Origin of the sequence: Ruegeria atlantica (genome assembly GCF_013033965.1) — a bacterium.
Classification (GTDB): Bacteria; Pseudomonadota; Alphaproteobacteria; order Rhodobacterales; family Rhodobacteraceae; genus Ruegeria; species Ruegeria atlantica_D.
Genome location: NZ_WQFE01000002.1, coordinates 170,866 through 193,963, shown reverse-complemented (window position 1 = coordinate 193,963; position 23,098 = coordinate 170,866). Strand labels below are relative to the sequence as shown.

Sequence of the window (23,098 nt, the reverse complement as noted above, 5' to 3'; positions counted from 1 at the left end):
TCAGGTGCTTTCCTGTTTCAGAGAGATCGTCGTCATGTCGAGCGGTTTGATCAACTGACGCCGTGCAATCTTGAAAATGCCGGATCGCGCTTCGCTGGTACTGCGGAACTTTGACAGGACCGACATCCATGCACGGCACATGTGCCAACCCAGTTGCAGACGACCCGAGATGGGTTGCCCACCCTGCAGGATCGCCGCGAAAACAACCGGGACGGTGCGCCGCGACAGATCAAACATCTGCTTCAGGACGGCCTCTTCTTCCTCAGAACTGAGGTTGTTCGACTCGGCCATCGCCGCTTTCAGGTTTTTTCCGATCGGCCTTGTGTGGTGCATCGCGATTTCGTCCAGAATGGCGGTTCGAAACGCGCCGGCCTCCGCCCAACGGCACCAGATATAGTCCAGGCCATATCCGCTCATCGTACCCTGGAACAGAGGCAGTGCTATTTTCAGGATATCCTTGTGAAGGCATGGAGCCATAATCTCGATATAGTTCGTATACCGCAACACAAAGCCCGGACATTGGCTGAACACAAAATGCGAGAAATAGCTGTCAGGAGTGAGCGACGGTTGTGCAATGCGTAAACCGTGAACCTGCATGGCATCGAACAGCGCATTTACATCCGTGGCACTGATGTCCAGATCGTCATCCGGCAGCCAATAGTAATCATACTGATCAAGATCACGGTCGGTGAGGGTTTTGTACAACCCGTCCCACTTGCCGCCTTTGACGAGAATAGCCTCGACGCCAGGTTCGGGTTCAAACGCCGCAAACGCCTCGTCCGAGAAGTAGCTTATCAGAAGATCGAATTTGCGATCTTCATAGGGAATTTCTTGCCACCGATGGTGCAATGACTTGTTGCCCGCACGGACAACCACAAGGCTTTTCTTCATACGCGGTTCCGAACCCGATTACCGGCCTGCATCAAGGGGCCGAGCCCTTCAATCATGTCTGGATTCAGAGGATGGCTCAACCGCCCGTAGGTGTACTTTGTCTGGTACATTATGTTTCGGACAAATCTGGCCATGGGTGAGCCGGGTTTCATTTTACTGCGGCAGGGGTCAATTGTGCTGTCTGTCTCTTTGCGCTCTGCAACCATCTGCTCGGCAAGAGTGAGAATAGGCACGTTGTGTTCCCAATAGAACTTGAGGTCTATGTCGATAGGGCGCGCAATAGGGGCTTCGAGCGCCAAGAGCCGAGCGGCGGCACGACGGCCGATGATATAGCCTGTGGTTCTGGGTGGCAGGCGATCAGACAGCACAAGCTCTTGATCTGCAACAGATTTGATAACCTGCCCGTTGTTTCCCGACACACCATCAATCTTGATCATAACGTCTTCGAAACATTCTCCGCATTCGGTCAGCTCATTAAAAAATGGTCTGGGGTCCTGCACGAAAGTTGCGTCGTCTTCCAAAACAAGATTCACATAGTCGGACGAGTCAGCAATTTCCTGCCATATCTGGCGATGCCCCAAGGTACAGGCGACTTCATTGCGGCTGAGCGGACGTTTGAATTTGGTCCGGTTCATGTCGGCATCGTAAAGGTGATGCAACTCCGAGTTGTTCAGCTGCTCACCGGGGATGGCGTCGCAAAACTCATGGTTCAAGCCAAAGCGGGCAAATTCGCTTTCGCAGAAACGTCGCCGTTCTACATCTTTCGGCAAACTCAGAATGACGGTCTTAATCGACACTGTTCCATTACCAATAATTTTTGCACCGCGTAATTATGGGCCGCATTTACCAAGCACAAGGGTAAAAGGTCTGTTCTTTTCCCACTACGCGACGAGGACTTACTGCGGCAAAAAACCGCCGAATTTCAATCGTTATACTCACACTACAGCTCTCAGCCCTACAAAATCAGAGCTTCCATTCTTCCCCGCATATACATATCACAATGAAACCAAAATGAAAATCGTTTGACAGCACCGATAGCGGTAGCGCGAGATTTTGCCAACAGCTATGTTTTTTATCAGATTTCAGGAGTTTTTCGGCGCAATATTTTCCACACAGAACCCCTTAAAGTTGAGCAAACAACTGCGGGCCTCGACCCAAAAAGTGCTGGTATGGTCGGCGCGGGAAAACTCGCAGTATACTGTGCCACCCCGCTCAATGCGAACGTCAGTACCTTGCACAACGCTTTGGCACTCCCTATTTGGCGGACTCTCTGCGCAACCGTTCGATTGGGCAACTCTGTCGCGTCATTTGATCTGCCCTTTAGGCAGGAACGATTATAGGTTATCTGAGCGAGCGCATGATTTCATGATCTGGAGAATGCAATGATTAAGCGTGCCTGGACCGAATGGCGATCAGGCTATATGGGCCGCCTCATTTCCGAGAGTTTTTTCGCTCAGGGTCCTCTTTATGCCGTTGCCATCGTTGCAATGATCGCCGTCGCTGCGACCACCGCAGGCTCCGCTTTCATGATGGAGTACATCGTTGATGCGATGACCAGCCCTGAAATGCGTGACTGGGCAGCCGTGATCGCTCTGGGCGTTGTTCTGCTCTTCCTGACCAAGGCGGTCGCCTCTTACATCCAAGCCATCTACCTGGCGCGTGCGGGCAACCGGATCGTCGCGACACAACAAGACCGCGTGTATCGCAAACTGTTGCGGCACGGCGTTTCCTTCTTCGCTGAAAACGAATCTGCAGATTTGCTGATGCGAACGACTCATGGTGCTCAGGCAGCCCGGCAACTTATCGATGTTCTTGTCACCGGATTCGTTCGGGATGCATTGACGTTGGTGGGCCTTGTGATCGTCATGGTGTACCAGCAACCTGTACTTTCGATCATGTTCTTCGTCGTCGGACCTATCGCTTTGCTGGGCGTGCGGCACCTTCTAAAAAGCGTTCGCGCAATCATGCAGGCCGAGTTCAAGTCTTTGGCTGAAATCATCCGCGTCCTGCAGGAGACGACGGTCGGTATCAAGGTAATCAAGGTCTTCTCGCTTGAAGATCGGATGATCACCCGCATGGACACAGCTATCCGCAAGGTCGAAGAGCGTTCGAACGACATTGCAAGACTGCAATCCATTGCCAGCCCGTTGATGGAGTTTCTGGCCGGCTTGGCCGTTGCAGGTGTTCTGGTCGTCAGCACACTTGGGATTGCGGGCAGTGAACAGCCAACTGCAGGCCAGTTGATGTCGTTTATTACCGCCCTGCTGATGGCATATGAGCCGGCAAAACGCTTGTCGAGAATGCGCGTTCAAATCGAGACCGCAATGGTGGGTGTTGGTCTTTTGTTCGGCCTGCTGGATCAGGAAGACACGATGCAGGAAAATCCCGAGGCACGCGATCTGCTTGATGGGCCCGGCGAAATAGCTCTGCGCAATGTCACCTTCGGCTATCAAGGTTCAATGCCAGTGATCGAAGACATGAATTTGGTTTTCGAAGCCGGAAAAACCACTGCGCTGGTCGGCCAATCGGGCGGCGGTAAGTCGACAATTTTCGGTCTGATAATGCGGTTCTACGACCCCGATGGGGGAAGTGTCGAAATTGACGGTCAAAACCTCCGGGAAGCCAGCTACTCTTCGCTGAGGCGCAAGATTTCTTACGTGGGCCAAGACACGTTCCTGTTTTCCGCTTCGGTAATGGAAAACCTGCGCTGCTCGGCACCAGATGCAACGGATGAAGAGGTCATCGAGGCTGCGAAGGCCGCACATGCGCATGACTTTATTTGTGAACTGTCCAACGGCTATGACACACATGTCGGGGAAAACGGAACATTCCTGTCCGGTGGTCAGAAGCAACGCATCGCCATCGCCCGCGCGATCCTACGCAATGCCGAGATCTTGTTGCTGGACGAAGCCACCAGCGCATTGGACGCAGAATCCGAAGCGCTGGTGAAGTCGGCCCTGGACGCGTTGACGCAGAACATGACTGTGATTGTTATTGCGCACCGTCTTTCGACCGTTCTTGAAGCCGATAAGATCATGGTCGTTCAGGATGGGGCCGTTGTCGAACAAGGCAATTTGGACGAGCTTATGGAACTCAATGGCCAGTTCCGCAATCTGTTCGACCGGCAGTTCAAGAAACGCGAACCTGCAGCCAGCGCACAGACCGAAATCGCGGATTGATCTTCGCGACGCTGATTGTATAGACGCGTCACCCCACCGCGGCAGGGGCGGCGTGGCAACTGGGTTCATGGCGGAGATGCGGTACCGGATTAAGGCGCGCTGGGAACCGCCAGAAAGTTGTTGCATTTGTGTCCCATCATCTTTGAAAACTTTGAATTTGAGACTTAAACTCTCACAACCAGAGATTTAATTAAAAAATTCAGAGACTTCTTCTCCGCCATGAAAATGACAAGTTGCGGAATGACATTGCCGCGTAAATTACAACATCTCATCTTGAGGCTAAAATATGGTCACCAGTGTTTCGAGGCCCTCCTCCTCTTCACCACTTCACTCAATTCAAGGGTCTGTGGCCTATGGTGATGGAATTGACAGCACGGCGACCGTACTTACGTATCACTTCGGCAAAGCCGTCGACTCGCAGACCTGGACTGAAGCATACAAAGCGGAATTCAGGGCAGCGCTCGCCGTCATTGAAGCTGTAGCAAACATCAGATTTGTTGAATCTGGCAGCCCGTCGGCTGACCTGGTCGAATTTATTGCGCCTAGTTCGGTCTTCGGAGGACCAAGCACACTAGGTTCACATCAAATAAACTTTTTCGGTCCATCCGCAGGTGTATACAGCACTGATTTTTGGAGACCGGGCACTCAGAGTAATGGAGATCCCGGCGGGTTTTTCTTCACCACAATCGTTCATGAAATTGGGCATGCCTTGGGTTTGGCGCACCCGCATGACAACGGACTTGGCACATCTGTCATGACCGGAGTGACCTCCCCTTTCGATTCTTTCGGGGCCGGAAACTTGAATCAGGGTGTTTACACCGTCATGTCCTATAATGACGGCTGGACCCAGCAAAATGGTCTGCTCTCGACTTCGGCAACTTATGGCGGGTCAACCGGACTGGGCGCACTGGATATTGCCGCCTTGCAGGAAATGTATGGCGCAAACACGTCAACCAATTCTGGCGACAACGTTTATATCCTTTCGGCCGCGAATGTTGCTGGCGTAGGTTACCAAGCCATCTGGGATACCGGCGGCATCGACATCATTGCCCATAATGGCCATCAGGGGGCTACTATCGATCTGCGATCAGCCACTCTGGATTATTCAAGTACCGGCGGTGGTGTCGTTTCTCATGCCGCTGGGGTCAAAGGTGGATTCACGATCGCCCATGGCGTCGTGATTGAAAACGCTGCAGGCGGATGGGGCGACGACACGATCCACGGCAACAGTGCCGTGAATGATCTGCGGGGTCACAATGGCCACGATACGATTTTCTCGGCATCAAACGGATACAACAACAACACAATCTACGGCGGGAATGGCAATGACGTCATTCACCTCGCGGACGGGCGTGGTGCGGATACCGTTTATGGCGAAAACGATGACGACATTGCCCTTGTATCAAGCAACGCGGGTTCGTTTTTTGGCGGCGCCGGGCATGATACGGTCAGATTTGCCAGCGCGTTAAGCAATTTTCTGTTCCTGAACAACGGCGGAAATTACGAGTTTCTTAACCTGATCACTCGCCTCACATTCACGGTCGGCACTGATGTCGAACTGTTTCAGTTCCAGAATGGAGTATGGACCTACGATCTGGCGGACCTGACCCCTGCAGTGGCCGTTCAGAATATCGAAACGAACGGCACTGTTCTGCAGCACACCGCGCAAGGCGCTTACATTTTGGACGGCGGCACATTGAACATTGGCTTGAAGTACAAAGACCAAATCGTCGGCGACCAAACCTTCGCAGGGTGGCAGGCTGTACAAGCCCAGGCTTCCAACGGTGGTTATCGGGTTTTGTGGAAAAAATCCGACGGTCAATACGTGAATTGGGTCGTACATTCTTCAGGTGATTTCATCACATTTGACCGCATTGAAAACATTGTCGACCTGGAAACCTTTTTTAATGCTGATCTGAACGATGACGGGACAATCGGGCACACGATCAACATCGTCGAAACAGATGGCTCGACCAATCTCCGCGAAGCCACTCAAGGGTACTACTTGATCGGCACGGATACCCGGATCAAATTCAACGGTCAGGATGTCGGACCCAACAGCTTTGCCGGCTGGAAAGCCACTCACGTTGAGGCCGATGGCGATGGTTACCGGGTTCTGTGGACAAACGGCGCGGGGGAATACACGGATTGGACCGTGGACGGAAGCGGTTCATATGTAAGTCATACGACTGTCGACAACATTGTTGATGTTGAAACCGTGTTCGACGTCGATTTTAACAACGATGGTACGATCGGCCATACCACCAGAACCATCGAGTCAAACGGATCTACAACCCTGTCGGAATCGACCCACGGGTATTACCTGATTGGCGCGGATACACGGATCAAGTTCAACGATGAAGATGTCGGACCAAGCAGCTTTGCTGGCTGGCAGGCCGTACAGGTCGAAGCCAAGGATGGCGGGTACCGCGTTCTCTGGAAGAACGAAGCTGGTGAATACACGGATTGGACCCTGAACGGCGACGGTGAGTATGTGTCTCATGCTCCCGTCGGAGTCATTGAAGATGCTGAAATTCTCTTCGGCGTTGATCTGAATGACAATGGGACAACTGGGTATGAAACCACCACGGTCGAGACAAACGGATCAACGTCATTGGCAATTGCGCGTCAGGGTTTCTACCTGATTGATGGCGCGACACGGATCAAATTTAACGGTCAAGACGTCAGCCCCAGCAGTTTTGAAGGCTGGGTCGCCATTCACGTCGAGGCTACCGCAGGCGGCTACCGTGTCCTGTGGAAAGATGGCGACCGTAACTACACTGAATGGACCCTTGATGGCGACGGCAATTACGTAAGCCACGCTCAAGTGGACGACGTTGTAAGTGTCGAGAGCTTTTATGGATATGATATCGACGGGAGCGGAACTGTCGGGTTCAATGAGCCTAGACTGGCGCTACAGCCGAGCGACAATCAGAAGTCCAAAATCGCGGAAGGGCGTCAGGCATCCTTGCCCGGGAATGACGATGAAGACGACTTCCAATTCCACGCGGAATCAATGGAAAGACTGGCAAATTCCAATTCCTCCGAAAGGGCTGAAGCCGGCGATCTTGATGTTCTGATCAGCGCCCCGCATGAAGCGCTCCGTGTTGCCGCCAATGGCAGCGCCGGTATTGATCAGGAAATGATGCCGGAAGAGGTTATCCTTGAAAGCTTGCTCGAGGAGGACGCTTTCTGGCTGTGATGCGCAAGGGCCCAGCAGGATCCCAACATTGCCATAGGTCGAAAAAATGGCGGAACGAAAAGTGCATTCCGCCATTTTAGTTCATTCTTGCCGTCAAAACTTAGTTATTCGCCAGCGCTTTCGAAAGCGTATAGTACAAGCTGCCGACGGCATCTTCCGGAGATGTCAGAAAAACAGTATCGATCCCTGGCTTAGGATGCTCTTCTTTAGCCAGCGCAAACGAGATAAATCTCTCTTTCGTGAAACCATCCAAAAAGATGACCTTCAGTCCAAGCTCACGTGCAATCCACGCTATATTGGACTCGCTATGGAAGAACCGGTGCGCCGGATACACATAACCAGGCGAAAGCATCGGGCCCTGACAGATAAGCACGCCATCCGGAGCAAGAGACTTAACGGCTTCCCTTAGGATTTCCATCGGATTCTCAAAGTGCTCGATGACATGCCAAAGGAAGATAATGTTCACGCGTCCCTGTTCTTCAGAGCGCTGCGCCAGAAAATCCAAAGCCGAGGTCGTTATCAATCGATCACCCGGCAGATCAAAAGCTGCGCGCGCACGATGACTTAACTCGGCCGATGGTTCACATCCGTAGGCATCATAACCTTTGGCAAGCAATGCGGCCAAAAGGTTGCCGCGACCTGATCCAATATCATAAGCGATAGTGTTTTCGCCCGGTGCCTTTATGATTCCCTCGTAAAAATCAACAACGGCTTCCATGCCAGCAACCAATTCGGCCAAGGATTCCGGCGTTTCATCCTTCCAAAACTCCTCATGGAAAGATGTCTGCCTAGAAATTTCGTCTTCGACGACTTCAGGATAATCGGGACACAACGCGGCACAATTCTTGCAATGGAAGATTTGAACCGGGGCCATTTCGAAGTCCGGCGCTTTGAGGATTGGGACCACATCCTCAGAGTTGCAGCAGTTGCAGCTGGTTAATTCTTGGCTCACGACTGGTTTGCTCTCTTGTTCCACGTGTTTTTCTTTTCAAGTGGCACGCATGACTGCAGACGAAACTTGTAGCAAATGCGTCCTCGTGACTAACCGATTGTTCACAAATTACTAAGCACCAGCGGTCGCAGGCTGCGACGCGCCTGAAACTGTTCCTCCGAGGATCTGTTGATACAACTTTATATACGAGTTGCAAATGTCCTCATAGTTATGCCCGCTTGTCGCGGCCTCGCGGCAAGATTTTCGGATATCGGTCAGTTTTTCTGGTGTGAGTTCGCGCAAAAACTCCACGATGGGCTCGATCTTGTTCTTTGTCAGGATACCGGTGACTCCGTTATCCACCAACTCAGGAATGCCTCCGTTTGCAAAACCAGCAATCGGTGTACCAGATGCTAAGCATTCCAGAACAATAAGAGGGCAGTTTTCTTCTTCCGAAAACACAAAGGCGGTATCACAAAGGCTGTATAGTTCCGCGCGTGTCTCTTGGTCTTTTACAAAGCCGGCGTGGACTACGGACAAACCTTCAAACAGGTCAGCTGCCAATTCAGAATAGCGCCCGACAAGAACAATTACGGGGTCTTTGTCTTCCATAATCCGCGCAATTTCGGCGACTTTGTTAGGTCCTTTACGCGAGTCCCCAAGGTGGCTGGCGGAAAACAGGTAAACTGGGCGGCCATCGTCTGGAATATCGTGCTTTTTTCTCATCTCGCTGACGTTGCGAAGACGGAAACCCTCGAGGTCCACCCCATTGGTGATAAAATGCGCTTTGTCGGCAGGCCAGCCCGCGGACTTGTATTGCTCGATCATCCAGCGGCTCGGCGCAGAAAAATGGACGTTTTCCTGCTGCAACTTCTTACGCCGAGTATGCAAGGTTTTGACCCGGTTCTTTCTGGTCTGCATAGGCCAGTTTCCCAACTGCGGGCAAAACTCACATGTCGATTGAAACTGCGTGCAATTGGTTGGGTAAAGGCAGCCGGCCGTAAACGGAGAGCAATCGTGGAGTGTCCACAAAACCGGAGTTTTTTGCGAGATCCAATTCACGGCCTCATGTGAGAGTGTCGTGGACAGATCGTGCATGTGGACGATGTCGAAGTCCTGTCGCAGGCTCCGTACCGTGGAAGATAACAACTCGAAAGGGTTGTGATCACGGTAACCGCGCTTTCCCTCAAGGTTCTTCAATGCCCGTATAACAGGGCCGGCACCACCGTAAATTGGGTGTTGTGAATCGTCATCAGCGTTGAAATGGACGGCTGTATGCCCGAACTTCTGCAGATACCGGGTAACATCGGCCGCGACTGCGCTTGCACCGCCGCCGCGCACATCGCTTTTGCTGACTACAGCTACTTTCATATTCGCTCCGGTCTTCAAACTTTAGAGAGTTTCTTTTTCTTGCGGACATAGTTGACTCTGGCACGGGTCAACTTGCCCAGTGTCGCCGCGTAAGCCTCGGGCCAACGACTACGCTTTAGATTTCTCTGGTGAGAGTTCTTTTCACCAATCATTGTTAGGCTCTCGCCAATTTCGTCCCCAATCCCCGAAAAAACTCTGACGGAAGAAAAACGATGTGCATCATGCCGTGATGGAGTTTGCATGAATTGCCAAGCATCCGAGGCATCATAGCCTTGAGTGAGTACCTTGATATCGTCATACGACAGTTTTTCGGTAAGGTCTTCAATTGCTTTGAAGGCACCGTTTTGAATGTACCGCGCCCTTTGCATAGCGGAATGTTCTGCTTCGGAAACATCAAACTTGAGCCAGGTGTATTCGTCATTTTCCTTCACAACAGAATAGACGCTGCCGTGATCAGCGGAAAAAAAGAACTCAAGAATGTCGCGATACCGGCCAGTCATTTCAGCTTGGTACGACCCCATACCATTCATGCAGGTAAAGGCTTCGTGCGGAAAACCCCGGCGCTCAAGAATGTCGATCGCATCCCAACTGGTTCCGGCATAAAAGCCGACGATGTCTCTTTTGCCGTTTAGGCATTCTTCGATTGCCGCTTGCAGGCTGCCGCGCCAGCCCAAATCAACCAGGCCGGATTTTTGACCTTCTGGGAACTCCCGTTCATAATAAGCAACAACGGCTTCGCGCTCTGCTCCGAACGCGCGTAGCAGCGGACCGGAATTCTCGGACAGCCCGTGCAAGAACTTCTTTCGCGATCTGCGATCAAGTTTCGCATCAGGGTCGAAACCCAAAGATTGCATATGTGCTTTTATCGATTCCGCCACGCGCAACTTGACAAAAAACTCTGAAATGGTTTCTGAGTTTTCTAAAGTCGTGTGTAAGAAGTTCTTTACAACTTCCGGTCGCAAAAGCGTAAATGGCAAGGTTGTAAGGCGCCGGGACGCAGCGACATATGATGTTTCCCACTCTGGATGCAAAAGATCGAAGACCTTTTGCATAAACTGGCCGTCCCGAGCCAGGAACGCCATTTTTTGAACGCCATGCTTGCTGGCATTTTCCGCCAGCCAAATGCTGAAAGCCGTCACAAATGGCGCAAGTATAGTCGCACCAATGGCTTCAAAGTACTTTTCTTCACTCAGCTCGGTGACATCTGCAGTTGCGCGCTTATAGCACTCTTCCTCCAGGAAACGGGCAATAAATGCTTGAGACAGCGCATGGCCGCCATAATAAGCAAAGGTGTTGTCCTTGGCCCGTTTGACGCGATGCATAAGTGAGTTGGACGGCGTTAGGTGATGTGTCCTGAACCCCCTCAACTCTGCCATGCGAACGTCTGGGTACCAGTTGTCGCCGATATGCATAATCTCGGTCGGAGCAACTTTAAAATGGTCCACAACCAGGTCGTATGCTGTACCGTGGTGCTTGGACTTCTGTGTTTCGCTGGACAGGAACAGCTTTTCGTAACCAGTAATGCCAACGTTCTCGAGAATATCGTCAATGACGTCACGCGGAAGGTACATATCCGAAGTCACCACGTACCGCGCGCCAGTTTTCTTGATGTGGTCCAGGAATTCTCGACCGAATACCGAGAGCTTGATTGCACGCTTTTCGGCAGCGATTTCTTTTGCCTTCAAAACCCGCGCATCTTCCTCGCTGCAGCGAGCAAGCAGACTCAGGCATTCATATATCTCATCCAGCGAGGTTTCTTCGCGGCCATCGGTTGCAGCCATTCGACGCGCAAGTGATTCACCGTGAACCCTATAATCCGTGAAGTTGTCAATGATGCGCTTCACTTCAGGATCCGCCTCCATTCCGACAAATACGTCGACAGGCGTTTTTGTTAATCGAAATACTAGCGTGTCAAATATGTCCACTGAAAAGTGGGTGATATTGGTGTCTGTCGCGAACAAAGAAACGCAGCCTTTTTTGGAAACGATATTGCCCGCTCTTTATCGTAGAAAGGGCGGTAATAGCCAGCCTGATTCTGGCGGTCGGAGCGTTTCCGCCACAGGAATTGTGTCGGAGGACGATCTAGCCGGAAAATGATGCGCATGCCTGCAAAGATATCAGCTCTGAGTTTTTGACGGCAGGTGCGACCTGGGTTTTGCGGAAGCGTTTTCAGTAACTATTGACGAGCCACTAGCGGGGTAGAACGCCCGGTCCTCACTTTTTGCAACCATTGGCACCTGACAAAAGCGCAAGATTGGAGCCTGGCCTGGCGACCCCGGCAGGATTCGAACCTGCAACCTGCCCCTTAGGAGGGGGCTGCTCTATCCAGTTGAGCCACGGGGCCGCGCATGGCCCTCTGTAGACGGGTTTTTCCAGGTTGTCATGGCCTTTGCACAACAGTTGTAAATCTTGCGCTGTTCACGCTACCATCGGGCAAAACAACATCGCAGGTGCCCCAGTGACAACAGAAACCAAACGCCCACTTACCCTTCGTGATGTCTCGGAAGCGTCCGGAGTGTCAGAAATGACGGTTAGTCGGGTTTTGCGAAACAGGGGCGACGTCTCGGATGCCACACGCACGCGTGTTCTGGCTGCGGCAAAAGAACTTGGTTACGTGCCCAACAAGATCGCGGGCGCGCTGGCGTCCAGCCGGGTGAATCTGGTGGCGGTGATCATTCCCTCGCTGTCGAACATGGTTTTCCCAGAGGTTCTGACCGGCATCAATCAGGTGTTGGAAGATACCGAACTGCAGCCTGTTGTCGGCGTCACCGACTATATGCCAGAAAAAGAAGAGAAAGTGCTGTACGAGATGCTTTCGTGGCGGCCGTCAGGCGTGATCATCGCCGGACTGGAGCACACGGACGCGGCGCGGGCGATGCTGGACTCGGCCGGTATTCCAGTGGTCGAGATCATGGACACCGACGGCAAGCCAGTGGATGCGATGGTTGGGATTTCGCATCGTCGGGCAGGTCGCGAAATGGCGCAGGCAATCCTGAAGGCAGGATATGAGCATATTGGTTTTATGGGCACCAAAATGCCGCTGGATCACCGGGCCCGCAAACGTTTCGAAGGTTTCACCGAAATTCTGGGCAAGCATGGGATCGAGATCGAAGATCGCGAATTCTACTCTGGCGGTTCGGCCCTGGCCAAAGGGCGTGAGATGACGCAGGCCATGCTGGAACGATCGCCCGATCTGGATTTCCTGTATTATTCCAACGACATGATCGGTGCCGGTGGGTTGTTGTACCTGCTTGATCAGGGAATTGATGTGCCAGGGCAGATCGGTTTGGCCGGATTCAACAATGTCGAGCTTTTGCAGGGCCTGCCACGCAAGCTGGCCACAATGGACGCCTGCCGGTTAGAAATTGGCCGGAAAGCGGCAGAAATCATTGCGGCGCAACTGGCCGATCCCACAGCCGAGGTTGACACACGTGTGACCCTGACCCCCAAGATCAGCTATGGCGACACGCTAAAGCGGCGTTGAAAACATGGCGCTGCAGCGGCTGGACAACCGGGCAGCCCGCGCGCTGTTCATGGATCGCCATGCGCTGGCTGAGCCGCCTTCCGGCGGTGCAAAAGGCACCGACTTGCTTGAGCTGATCCATCGACTTGGCTTTGTGCAATTGGACAGCATCAACACGGTCGCGCGCGCGCACGACATGATCCTGTATTCGCGTAGGCCCTCCTACCGCGCCAACAACCTCAAACGCCTGTACGAACGCGACCGAGCGCTTTTCGAACACTGGACCCATGACGCTGCCGTCATTCCGATGGAGTTCTACCAGCACTGGCACTTGCGGTTCCAACGCGATGCGGAATTGCTGAAATCCCGATGGAAAAACTGGCGCCGCGATGGGTTCGAGCAGCGGTTTGCCACTGTCCTGCAGCATATTCGGGACCACGGGCCGGTTTCTTCGTCCGATGTTGGCAAGGACGAGAAGAAGGGGTCTGGCGGTTGGTGGGACTGGCATCCGTCGAAAACGGCGTTGGAGTTTCTGTGGCGCTCTGGCGCTTTGACAGTCATTGGACGGCAAGGTTTCCAAAAGCGCTATGATCTGACCGAGCGCGTGATTGAAACGCATCTATGCCCCGGGAACATGCCTTGTGACGAAGAAGCAACCGTAGACTGGCTGTGCAACGCAGCCTTGGATCGGCTAGGCTTTGCAACCTCGGGCGAACTGGCTGCGTTCTGGGACACAGTGTCGGTCAGTGAGGCCAAACACTGGTGTGAACAGGGTCTAACACAGGGAATACTTGAAGAAGTCGAAATTGCCTGCGCGGATGGAAAACTGCGCAAGGTATTCGCACGCCCAAACATTGTCGAAGACGCAGGGGCCGTGCCCCGCCCTTCGGGTCGCATCCGCGTCCTAAGCCCGTTTGACCCGATGCTGCGCGACCGTACCCGTGCCCAGCGACTGTTCGGCTTTCATTACCGCATTGAGGTCTTTGTCCCTGCCGCCAAACGAACATACGGATACTATGTATTCCCCTTGTTAGAGGGCGACCGAATGATCGGGCGGATTGACATGAAGGCCAACCGGGATCGCGGCGTGCTACAGGTCAGCGCTCTATGGCCTGAACGATCCGTGCGCTGGTCCGACGCCAGGACCAACAGATTGCAGTCAGAGCTTGAGCGTGTCCGCCGATTTGCCGGATTGGACAGTGTGGAATTCGACCGTGAGTGGCTGAAAGCCCCAAGATAGAGTCGGCTTATTGGGCCAACTTCAGGTGAATCGGCTGTAGCCCGTCAATCCCTCCGTCCAGTACATCACCTGCCTCGACCGGGCTTACCCCAGCCGGCGTTCCCGTCAGGATCAGATCGCCGGGTCGCAGGTGATAGTACCCGGACAGGTGGCAGATGATCTCATCAATCTTCCAGATCAATTCCTCCAGCGTCGCATCCTGCCGGGTTTCCCCGTTCACGTTCAGATAGATGCGCTTGTTGTCGTCCGGAGACCAATCGGTCGCGCGGGCCAACGGCGCAAGCACGGTACCGTTTTCAAGATCCTTGCCCAGATCCCAGGGCCGCTGCTTGTTCCGTTCACGGATTTGCAGGTCACGGCGCGTCATGTCCAGCGCGCAGCCATAGGCAAAGACCGCATCCAGCGCCTCGGCCTTAGTTGCGCGGAAAACAGGTTTGCCGATCGCAACTGCCAGCTCCATCTCGTGGTGGAAGTTCTCAGTTCCCGGAGGATAGGGCACGGTCGCACCTGACAGAACAGCGTTCGGGGCTGATTTTGTAAAGTAGAACGGGGCCTCTCGGTCAAGCTCGTCGCCCATTTCCGCCGCATGGGCCGCATAATTGCGGCCAACGCAGAAAATACGTCCCACAGGATATGTCGACTCTTCGCCCTCGACCGGGATTGAGATCGGTTCGGGTAAGGAAAACAGGTCGTCCGGCATCAAAGCCCCCTAACTGTAACTGACAGCTTACTTCTATGTTGGCAGCGCCACATGGACAAGCCATGCCGGAACGCACCTACCATCACCATTACGCGAACATGCCCTGGCGTCGGGCTGTTCACAATTCCCGGTTTCGCCTTGGAATGAACCGGACTTGAGCTACCTTTGGTTGCAATAAGGGTCCTGCTATCAACGTTCAGGACAGCCACGCGATGGCGAAGACCTTAACCCACCTGCCGCTGATCAAGCGCTTTGCTTGCAGGCAGGTGCAACTGAATCAGAGAACGACGGCCAAAGATCTGTACCCCCCACACGATCTTTGCGTTCGGATGTCCGCCAATTTTCAGGCGGCTGCTTCTCTGAGGTGTGAGCCGGGTGCTAAGGGAAACCTGAACATCTGGCCGCAGGCCAGACATGCAGTCCAGTCAAAGTCTGGCCACCCCGCCGGAGGATACCCATGCTTCTCTGGCGGGGACAATGCACATAGCATGCAAAACGCAAGTTCAGGTTTTTAGATCATGCAGATCATTCAGCAGGTCCAGAAGGGCTTCGTGCCGGTCAGGGCCAAGTTGCGTTTTGATCTCTTCGGCCAAGTGCAGCGTCACCTGCATATTATCTTCGATGATCTTTTCGCCTGTGGCCGTGATCTCAACGATCTGACGGCGCTTGTCTTCGGAATGGGTCCGGCGCCCGATCAAACCCTTGGCTTCCAGTTTTTGCAGAATGCGCGTCAGACTGGGCAGCAAAAGGCACGCACGATCCGCGATATGCGTCGGCTCTTGCGGACCTTCTTCTTTCAGAACACGCAGAACGCGCCATTGTTGTTCCGTAACACCCGCATCAGCCAGCATATTCCGAATGGGTCCCATGACCCTTTCACGCGCCCGCAGCAATGCAATCGGCAATGAGCGGGACGTCCTAGGTAAGTCGCTGGTCATAAATGAATTTTTGCCGAAATTGGGTCGAAATTCAACTGGTCAAGAATTTTATTCATGATATCAGCAAGTTGACCAGTTTGGATGTCACCTTTTCCAGTGCCGCCCAGTATTTTGGGAGTGTCAAAATTAGTAAACAAAGCAATTAATATTGACGTTTTCCTTAAAATGACCATCACTGGACGCATGAAGAAATTTAAACCCGGCCTTATCCCGGGTTGGCAGAGATCCGAGGTTGACATGAAGTGGGATGAGTTTTCGGACTGGGGCAAACGAATTGCCGAGTGGACGCAGGATTACCACCTGACTGTCGGTGACAAACCCGTCCGCGCCAGGACCGAGCCAGGGGATATCCTGAACGCCCTACCGGCGCGACCACCCGAGGCGGCGCAGCCGATCGAGGATGTGTTTCGGGACTTCGAACAGATCGTAATGCCCGGTATCACCCATTGGCAACATCCAAGGTTCTTTGCCTATTTCAATTCGAACGCCTCGGCCCCATCGGTTCTAGCCGAGTTTCTGGCCAGCGCCATCGCGCCGCAATGCATGCTGTGGCAGACCTCACCTGCTGCGACCGAGATGGAAACGCGGATGATGGACTGGTTGCGTCATGCGCTGGACCTGCCCGAGGGTTTCGCTGGCGTCATTCAGGATTCAGCGTCGTCCGCGACTCTGGCTGCTGTTCTTACGATGCGCGAGAAAGCGTTGAAATGGAGGGGTAATCAGCAAGGTCTGTTCGGACAAAAACCGCTGCGTGTCTATTGTTCGGCCGAGGTACACACCTCGGTTGATCGTGCCATTTGGGTTGCGGGGATCGGACAGGACAATCTGGTGCGGATTCCAATCAAGGGCGGTTGGCGCGGCATGGACCCCGAGGCGTTGGAAGCAGCGATTCAAGCCGATTTAGACTCTGGTTTGCATCCAGCGGGCGTTGTTCTCTGCGTTGGTGGCACGGGAACAGGGGCCACCGACCCTGTAGATGATTGCCTGAAAATCGCGCGAAAGTACGGGCTTTATTCCCATGTGGATGCGGCCTGGGCGGGATCGGCCATGATCTGCCCGGAATACCGCCATTACTGGCCCGGCGTGGATCAGGCTGACAGCATCGTCTTCAACCCGCATAAATGGCTGGGCGTGCAGTTCGATTGCTGCGCGCATTTCCTGAAAGACCCCGACGATCTGGTGCAGACGCTGGCGATCAGTCCCGAATACCTCAAGACCCACGGCAAAGATGGAATCATCAACTACTCCGAGTGGTCGGTGCCATTGGGCCGTCGGTTCCGGGCGCTCAAACTGTGGTTCGTTATCCGGGCGTATGGGTTGGAAGGACTGCGCGCGCGGCTGCGTAATCACGTGAACTGGTCCGTGGCGCTGCATGATCGGCTCGCGAGCGAGGCGGATTTCCAGATAGTCACCCAGCCCATGTGGTCGCTATGGACATTCCGCTATGCACCGGCTGGTCATATGGATCTGGACGAATTGAATCTGCGTCTGGTGAACGCCATCAATGACGATGGTCGCATCTATCTGACGCAAACACGCGTTGACGGCGATCTGGTGATCCGGTTCCAGGCCGGTCAGTTCGAAACCACCGAAGAGGATGTTCGAATGGCCTTTGACGTCATTACTGAAATCGCCCGCTCATTGACTTAGACAGGAGGCCCGGCCATGCCAGTCCCACAGAACGGCTTCAAACAGGCTCTAAAACAGGGAGATCGTCAGATCGGTTGCTGGATGAGCTTTGCTGAATCCATCACCGCCGAGATCATGGGTACGGCCGGTTTCGACTGGCTGGTCATTGATGGTGAACACGCGCCGAACCATATCCGCTCGATCCGGGATCAGTTGATGGCGCTGGCGGCTAGCCCCTCGCACCCGGTCGTCCGCGTTCCAGTCGGAGATACGGCAGTGATCAAGATGGCGCTGGATGCAGGGGCGCAAACTGTCCTGGTGCCGATGGTCGAAACCGCCGATCAGGCGCGGCAACTGGTGCGAGACTGCCGCTATCCACCAACGGGTGCGCGCGGCGTTGGGGCAGGTGCGGCCCGGGCGACAATGTACGGTTCGATTCCCGAGTACATCCAATCCGCCGACGATCAAATCTGCCTGCTGGTGCAGGTGGAAAACCGCGCCGGAATGGCTGCCTTGGATGACATTCTGAAAGTCGAGGGGATCGACGGGGTGTTCATTGGCCCGGCGGACCTGTCCACCGACATGGGCTATCAAGGAAACAGCGCAGCACCCGAAGTGCGTGCCGTCATTGCAGATGCTATAACGCGTATCAAGGCCGCGGGCAAAGCCCCTGGCATCTTGGGCACCAATGACGAGGCCAGCCAGGCCTATTTTGAAATGGGGGCGCAGTTTCTTGCGGTCGGCATTGATGTGATGTTGCTGGCCCAGACATCGCGGGCTCTGGCAGCCAAATGGAAAGCGAAATAGCGCGTCAGGCGTGCATGGCGGCGGCGGCTTGCGCATAACCACCCGAGGCACCATCGACAAAGTGAACGTGATCGTCGCGCGTCGCCGAAGGAACGATACAGGTCATCATCGCCTCATCCTGCGCATGCAACCCATAGCGAATCTTGCCCTGCCCGCGTGCTTGTTCAAGCATCATCTGGATTTGCGACAGAGTGGTCGGGTCGCAATCCAGGGTCATTTTAAGCCCGTCATCGAATTTTCGGTAGTCAGCATTGCGGCTGACCATACGCTTGTAATGCTCGGGTTCGAAATTGCCCAACCGTTTGCCCGATGCGAATAACAGAGCGATCAAAAAGTTCTGCCCCAGCAGTTTGATCCGCTGCACCAACAGGTTGCGCCCAGCACGCGATACGCGGGCATCCAGACCAACATCCGGGGGCGGCCAACTGATCGGCGGGCCGTTTTCCGGCACCGGATGCCCCGAACGCTCCAATTCTTCAGAGGCCGACAAGACCGAGCGGGCGAGATCCGCAAAATCGCTCTCGGTTGCATTTGCCGTCGGCTGAATCACGACCGAGACGATCTGACCATTGCGTGCCTTGCTGTTGGACCACCGGCAGGACAATCCGGTCAGGTCCGGCTGCGCGCCCGGTTCTGCGGGTGCCACCGTGAATTTGCCTGCCTTCATCTGAGCTTCGGCCCAGGCTAACCCACCACCCGAAAACATGGCATAGTCCACCCCATCAGATGGCGCATAGCGCGCAACTCGCAGGTCTTTGCCAGCTGTCCGGATTTCAGCAACCGAAACCAACGCCGCGCGCAATGAGATCGAGAACTCTTCTTCCGCCCAGCGCCTGAGATCCGCCAACACCGCGTTGGCGGTGTCAATCTCACTTGCGGGCACGGCAAATCCGGCGCCATCGCCGCCAAAAACGTAAGGAAACTCTTTGCCCCGAAGCGCATTGATCATGGCCGAAATCACAGCGGCACCGACCATGTTCACCGTTTTGTATCGTCCTTTTGCAATCTCACCGGTGGAATCAACAATATCGGCCACGCCCAACGCCCAATCGCCCGGGACAGCGGAAAACCGCGCCGGATCCACCAATCGTGTAAACTCCCGCAACAGGGGAAGGCTGTCATAGAATGCGGCCTGGGCGTCTTTCATGGGCACCTCGAATACTCGGTAAGGACAAGAATAGCCCGAATGTGATCACTGTCCGGTGAAAACAGTATAGCACACGCGCTTGTGCATGGCACCGTGACGTGCCAAGCATTTCTCCGCTGGTGCGGGGAGAGGCTTTTCATGAAGACAGGTCTGGTGGTGTTGTGTCTGGGCTATGTGCTCAGTCAGTTCTTTCGCGCCTTTCTCGCGGTTCTCAGCGTCGATCTGGGGCGCGATATCGGCGCCACGCCCGAGGATTTGGCCTTTGCGTCCGGTCTTTGGTTTCTGATCTTTGCGGCGATGCAATTGCCGGTGGGCTGGGCGCTGGACCGGGTCGGCCCGCGCCTGACAGCGGCGGTCTTGCTGCTGGCAGGTGGTGCGGGCGGTGCGGCGTTGTTTGCGGTATCCAGCACTCCCTTTCATGTCGCCATCGCCATGGGGCTGATCGGGGTTGGCTGCTCACCGGTTCTGATGGCGTCGTACTACATCTTCGCGCGCGAGTACCCCCCTGCCCGGTTCGCCACTTTGGCCGCGGTCATGCTTGGCGTTGGGTCAGTTGGCAATCTGGTCGCCTCGTACCCTACGGCATTGGCGGTTGAGTTGATGGGATGGCGGGCCACGATGGGGACGCTGGCCGGATTTTCTGCGGCCATCGCGTTGGGTATCTGGGTCAGCGTGCATGATCCCAAGCGTGTCGAGACCGAACACAAGGGATCAGTGCTGGACCTGCTGAAAGAGCCCGCGTTATGGGCGATACTGCCATTGATGCTGGTGGCCTATGCCCCGTCGGCAGCAACGCGCGGCCTTTGGGCAGGACCGTACCTAAGCGATATCTTCGGCCTCAGCACCACCCAGATCGGGACGGCGACCCTGATCATGGGCGCAGCGATGATTGCTGGAACTTTTGCATACGGCCCACTGGACAGAATGTTGGGTACACGAAAATGGGTGGTTTTCGGCGGCAACGCGCTGGCTGTGGCGGGTTTGGTCCTGATGTGCCTGTGGATCGACAACGCGGTTTGGCTGTCGGTTATTCTGATGGCAGCGATCGGATTTCTGGGGGCCAGCTTTCCGGTCATCATGGCCCATGGCCGTGCCTTTGTGCCGCCGCATCTGGTCGGGCGCGGCATGACCCTGTTGAATCTGTTCGGCATCGGCGGCGTTGGGCTGGCGCAATTCGTCACCGGGCGCATTCACGCCGCCACGGTGGACATCAGCCCAACCGCGCCCTACACAGCGATATTCGGCTTTTTTGCGGTCACGCTGACCATCGGATGCGTGATCTATCTGTTCAGCCGCGACAGCGTCGACTGACGCTAGAACCGCCAGGAGTATCCCAGTGTCAGACCCCCGCGTCATTGCCCCCAACCTCAAACGCAGGCTGTCAGGCGTAACCGCGACGATTGCCCGCTTGGTGCCGCTACAAGTGCAATGGATCGATATCGCCGCAACCGGGCCGGGCTTGCCGGATGACATCCCGCATATCCCGCTGGGCCGACTGCCTTTTTTGTCGCGCAAAACGCTGCGCGTCTGGCACGCGCGCCGCAATACCGAGATGTTGCTGGGCCTGATCCTCCGCAACGTCCTGCGGCTGCGGTTGAAACTATTGTTCACCAGCGCCTCCCAGCGCGCCCATAGCGGCTATACAAAATGGCTGATCGACAAGATGGACGCCGTGGTCGCCACCTCGCGCAAAACCGCCGGGTATCTGGAGCGCGACGCGCAGGTGATCATGCACGGCATCAACCTGCAAGACTTCACGCCGCCGGAAGATAAGGCTGCCATCCGCGACCGGCTGGGTTTACCTGACGGGCTGCTGCTGGGGTGTTATGGCCGCATCCGGCACCAAAAAGGCACCGATGCTTTTGTCAACGCGATGATCGATCTGTGCGGTCGCTTTGATGACGTCCATGGCATCGTCATGGGCCGGGCCACGGAAAAACACACCAGTTTTCTGGCTGAGCTGAAAGACAAGGTTGTCAAGGCGGGTCTGTCCGACCGCATCCTGTTCAAGCCCGAAGTCACGGTTGATCAGATCGCCGAATGGTATCAGGTGCTGGATCTGTTCATTGCCCCACAACGGTGGGAAGGGTTTGGCTTGACGCCGCTGGAAGCAATGGCTTGCGGAGTCCCGGTTGTTGCTACGGATGTGGGAGCGTTCTCCGAAATCGTCACCGACCCGTCGCTGGGCCGCGTGGTCGAGCCGGGCGATGTACCGGCGCTGGCCGACGCCGCTGCCGAATTGCTGTCTGACCGCGAATCCCTTGCGCGTTCCGGTGGGGCTGCCCGCACGCATGTCGAACAAAATTTCGACATCAATGACGAGGCAAGAACGCTTGTAGCCCTCTACGAACGTCTTTTGACCGACACCTGAGGCGATGCGCCGCGTAAAATCGGCGTTATTGCGTCAATTAGGCCCCGAATACTCTTTTTTCTTTGCCGCAACGCAGCTATGAACGCGCGTCCTTAACTTTGGAGACATGATATGGGCTATCGCGTCGTAGTCGTCGGCGCCACGGGTAACGTGGGCCGCGAAATGCTGAACATTCTGGCTGAACGCCAGTTCCCCGTCGATGAACTTGCTGTTCTGGCAAGCCGTCGTTCGCTGGGCACCGAAGTAAGCTTTGGCGACACGACACTCACTACCAAGGACCTGGATACGTTCGACTTCACCGGCTGGGACATGGCACTGTTTGCCGTGGGTTCCGAGGCGACTAAAGTGTACGCCCCCAAGGCGGCGGCCGCCGGCTGCGTGGTGATCGATAACTCGTCGCTGTATCGCTATGACCCGGACATTCCGCTAATCGTGCCGGAATGTAACCCGCAGGCGATCCACGACTACAAAAACAAGAACATCATCGCCAACCCCAACTGCTCGACCGCGCAGATGGTTGTCGCGCTGAAGCCGCTACATGACCGCGCCAAGATCAAGCGCGTTGTCGTGTCGACCTATCAGTCGGTTTCGGGTGCCGGTAAGGAAGGCATGGACGAGCTGTGGGATCAGACCAAAGCGGTCTACAACCCCACCACGGACGTTCCGCCGAACAAATTCCAGAAGCAGATCGCCTTCAACGTCATTCCGCAAATCGACGTCTTCATGGAAGACGGCTCGACCAAGGAAGAATGGAAGATGGTTGTGGAAACCAAAAAGATCGTCGATCCGTCGATCAAGGTTACAGCCACCTGCGTCCGCGTCCCGGTCTTCGTCGGCCACTCCGAGGCCGTAAACATCGAGTTCGAAGAATTCCTGGACGAAGACGAAGCCCGCGACATCCTACGCGAGGCACCGGGCATCATGGTGATCGACAAGCGCGAACCCGGCGGTTACGTCTCGCCAGTTGAATGCGCAGGTGATTTTGCCACCTTTATCAGCCGCATCCGTCAGGATTCGACGATTGAGAATGGTATCAACCTGTGGTGCGTCTCTGACAACCTGCGCAAGGGTGCGGCACTGAATGCCGTTCAAATCGCCGAACTGCTGGGCCGTGAGGTTCTGAAGAAAGGCTGATCTTTCAACCCAAAACGCATTTTCCAAAGAACCCGCCAATCCGGCGGGTTCTTTTTTTGCAAATGCCTGTTTTTTTGGGACTCGTCGGAGGACTT

General features: G+C 54.9%; 17 protein-coding genes, 1 tRNA gene and 1 pseudogene. 10 read left to right on the top strand and 9 right to left on the bottom strand.

Translation table 11 applies throughout. From position 1 onward, the window contains the following. Together GOW16_RS04805 and GOW16_RS04800 are read right to left on the bottom strand one after the other, a co-directional pair. Positions 1–891 carry a hypothetical protein gene (locus GOW16_RS04805; RefSeq protein WP_170411095.1) on the bottom strand — a complete coding sequence of 297 codons (891 nt, stop codon included), beginning with the start codon at positions 889–891 and terminating at the stop codon, positions 1–3. Next, the gene (locus GOW16_RS04800) at positions 888–1,688 is read right to left on the bottom strand and encodes a glycosyltransferase family 25 protein (protein ID WP_170411091.1); all 801 of its coding nucleotides are present in this window, start codon (positions 1,686–1,688) and stop codon (positions 888–890) included. The genes GOW16_RS04805 and GOW16_RS04800 overlap by 4 nt, the downstream gene beginning before the upstream one ends. Positions 1,689–2,273: 585 nt before the next feature. Between GOW16_RS04800 and GOW16_RS04795 the strand changes: the two genes are divergently transcribed. From GOW16_RS04795 to GOW16_RS04790, 3 genes and pseudogenes are all read left to right on the top strand, one after another. Continuing rightward, the gene (locus tag GOW16_RS04795) at positions 2,274–4,070 is read left to right on the top strand and encodes an ABC transporter ATP-binding protein (protein ID WP_170411088.1); all 1,797 of its coding nucleotides are present in this window, start codon (positions 2,274–2,276) and stop codon (positions 4,068–4,070) included. 286 nt (positions 4,071–4,356) lie between these two features. Then, positions 4,357–4,797 (top strand): annotated as a pseudogene (locus GOW16_RS23050) (matrixin family metalloprotease); the annotation flags it as partial. Between the two features lie 96 nt (positions 4,798–4,893). Then, positions 4,894–7,272, top strand: a complete 2,379-nt coding sequence (locus GOW16_RS04790) for a M10 family metallopeptidase C-terminal domain-containing protein (protein ID WP_254429688.1) — start codon at positions 4,894–4,896, stop codon at positions 7,270–7,272. A 100-nt stretch (positions 7,273–7,372) separates the two neighbouring features. On the opposite strand, the gene GOW16_RS04785 is transcribed toward GOW16_RS04790, so the two are convergent. From GOW16_RS04785 to GOW16_RS04770, 4 genes are all read right to left on the bottom strand, one after another. After that, on the bottom strand, positions 7,373–8,248 hold the full coding sequence (locus tag GOW16_RS04785) for a class I SAM-dependent methyltransferase (protein ID WP_170411082.1): 876 nt from the start codon (positions 8,246–8,248) through the stop codon (positions 7,373–7,375). 87 nt (positions 8,249–8,335) lie between these two features. Then, entirely contained in the window at positions 8,336–9,574 is a 1,239-nt protein-coding gene (locus GOW16_RS04780) for a glycosyltransferase (protein ID WP_170411079.1), read from the bottom strand. Between the two features lie 14 nt (positions 9,575–9,588). Continuing rightward, positions 9,589–11,535, bottom strand: a complete 1,947-nt coding sequence (locus tag GOW16_RS04775) for an HAD family hydrolase (protein ID WP_170411076.1) — start codon at positions 11,533–11,535, stop codon at positions 9,589–9,591. Between the two features lie 306 nt (positions 11,536–11,841). Next, positions 11,842–11,918, bottom strand: a tRNA-Arg gene (locus GOW16_RS04770). Positions 11,919–12,032: 114 nt separating this feature from the next. Here GOW16_RS04770 and GOW16_RS04765 point away from each other — a divergent pair. Further along, positions 12,033–13,058 carry a LacI family DNA-binding transcriptional regulator gene (locus GOW16_RS04765; RefSeq protein WP_170411073.1) on the top strand — a complete coding sequence of 342 codons (1,026 nt, stop codon included), beginning with the start codon at positions 12,033–12,035 and terminating at the stop codon, positions 13,056–13,058. A gap of 4 nt (positions 13,059–13,062) precedes the next feature. Then, positions 13,063–14,277 (top strand): winged helix-turn-helix domain-containing protein, encoded by a 1,215-nt coding sequence (locus tag GOW16_RS04760; protein WP_170411069.1) that lies wholly within the window; start codon positions 13,063–13,065, stop codon positions 14,275–14,277. A 7-nt stretch (positions 14,278–14,284) separates the two neighbouring features. Here the strand turns inward: GOW16_RS04760 and GOW16_RS04755 are convergent, their stop codons facing one another. Both GOW16_RS04755 and hpaR read right to left on the bottom strand, forming a co-directional pair. Next, the gene (locus GOW16_RS04755; RefSeq protein WP_170411066.1) at positions 14,285–14,977 is read right to left on the bottom strand and encodes a fumarylacetoacetate hydrolase family protein; all 693 of its coding nucleotides are present in this window, start codon (positions 14,975–14,977) and stop codon (positions 14,285–14,287) included. A gap of 503 nt (positions 14,978–15,480) precedes the next feature. Next, the gene (gene hpaR / locus GOW16_RS04750) at positions 15,481–15,915 is read right to left on the bottom strand and encodes a homoprotocatechuate degradation operon regulator HpaR (protein WP_170411063.1); all 435 of its coding nucleotides are present in this window, start codon (positions 15,913–15,915) and stop codon (positions 15,481–15,483) included. Between the two features lie 237 nt (positions 15,916–16,152). Between hpaR and GOW16_RS04745 the strand changes: the two genes are divergently transcribed. Next, the gene (locus tag GOW16_RS04745; protein ID WP_170411968.1) at positions 16,153–17,565 is read left to right on the top strand and encodes a pyridoxal phosphate-dependent decarboxylase family protein; all 1,413 of its coding nucleotides are present in this window, start codon (positions 16,153–16,155) and stop codon (positions 17,563–17,565) included. A 15-nt stretch (positions 17,566–17,580) separates the two neighbouring features. Then, complete coding sequence (locus GOW16_RS04740; RefSeq protein ID WP_170411060.1) at positions 17,581–18,351, top strand: HpcH/HpaI aldolase family protein; 771 nt, start codon at positions 17,581–17,583, stop codon at positions 18,349–18,351. Positions 18,352–18,355: 4 nt separating this feature from the next. Here the strand turns inward: GOW16_RS04740 and GOW16_RS04735 are convergent, their stop codons facing one another. Further along, complete coding sequence (locus GOW16_RS04735; protein WP_170411058.1) at positions 18,356–19,498, bottom strand: DUF3095 domain-containing protein; 1,143 nt, start codon at positions 19,496–19,498, stop codon at positions 18,356–18,358. A 138-nt stretch (positions 19,499–19,636) separates the two neighbouring features. On the opposite strand from GOW16_RS04735, the gene GOW16_RS04730 reads away from it, so the two are divergent. From GOW16_RS04730 to GOW16_RS04720, 3 genes are all read left to right on the top strand, one after another. Next, complete coding sequence (locus GOW16_RS04730; RefSeq protein WP_170411055.1) at positions 19,637–20,809, top strand: MFS transporter; 1,173 nt, start codon at positions 19,637–19,639, stop codon at positions 20,807–20,809. 19 nt (positions 20,810–20,828) lie between these two features. Further along, positions 20,829–21,869, top strand: a complete 1,041-nt coding sequence (locus tag GOW16_RS04725; RefSeq protein ID WP_438826264.1) for a glycosyltransferase family 4 protein — start codon at positions 20,829–20,831, stop codon at positions 21,867–21,869. Between the two features lie 111 nt (positions 21,870–21,980). After that, a complete protein-coding gene (locus GOW16_RS04720) occupies positions 21,981–23,003 on the top strand; it encodes an aspartate-semialdehyde dehydrogenase (RefSeq protein ID WP_170411049.1) in 1,023 nt (340 codons plus the stop codon). Positions 23,004–23,098: the final 95 nt, after the last annotated feature.

Coding starts and splice junctions, on each gene's coding strand:
- GOW16_RS04735 (WP_170411058.1), bottom strand. CDS start 19,498: ATGAAAGACGCCCAGGCCGCATTCTATGACAGCCTTCCCCTGTTGCGG.
- GOW16_RS04790 (WP_254429688.1), top strand. CDS start 4,894: ATGTCCTATAATGACGGCTGGACCCAGCAAAATGGTCTGCTCTCGACT.
- GOW16_RS04740 (WP_170411060.1), top strand. CDS start 17,581: ATGCCAGTCCCACAGAACGGCTTCAAACAGGCTCTAAAACAGGGAGAT.
- GOW16_RS04760 (WP_170411069.1), top strand. CDS start 13,063: ATGGCGCTGCAGCGGCTGGACAACCGGGCAGCCCGCGCGCTGTTCATG.
- GOW16_RS04805 (WP_170411095.1), bottom strand. CDS start 891: ATGAAGAAAAGCCTTGTGGTTGTCCGTGCGGGCAACAAGTCATTGCAC.
- hpaR (WP_170411063.1), bottom strand. CDS start 15,915: ATGACCAGCGACTTACCTAGGACGTCCCGCTCATTGCCGATTGCATTG.
- GOW16_RS04755 (WP_170411066.1), bottom strand. CDS start 14,977: ATGCCGGACGACCTGTTTTCCTTACCCGAACCGATCTCAATCCCGGTC.
- GOW16_RS04795 (WP_170411088.1), top strand. CDS start 2,274: ATGATTAAGCGTGCCTGGACCGAATGGCGATCAGGCTATATGGGCCGC.
- GOW16_RS04720 (WP_170411049.1), top strand. CDS start 21,981: ATGGGCTATCGCGTCGTAGTCGTCGGCGCCACGGGTAACGTGGGCCGC.
- GOW16_RS04730 (WP_170411055.1), top strand. CDS start 19,637: ATGAAGACAGGTCTGGTGGTGTTGTGTCTGGGCTATGTGCTCAGTCAG.
- GOW16_RS04745 (WP_170411968.1), top strand. CDS start 16,153: ATGAAGTGGGATGAGTTTTCGGACTGGGGCAAACGAATTGCCGAGTGG.
- GOW16_RS04780 (WP_170411079.1), bottom strand. CDS start 9,574: ATGAAAGTAGCTGTAGTCAGCAAAAGCGATGTGCGCGGCGGCGGTGCA.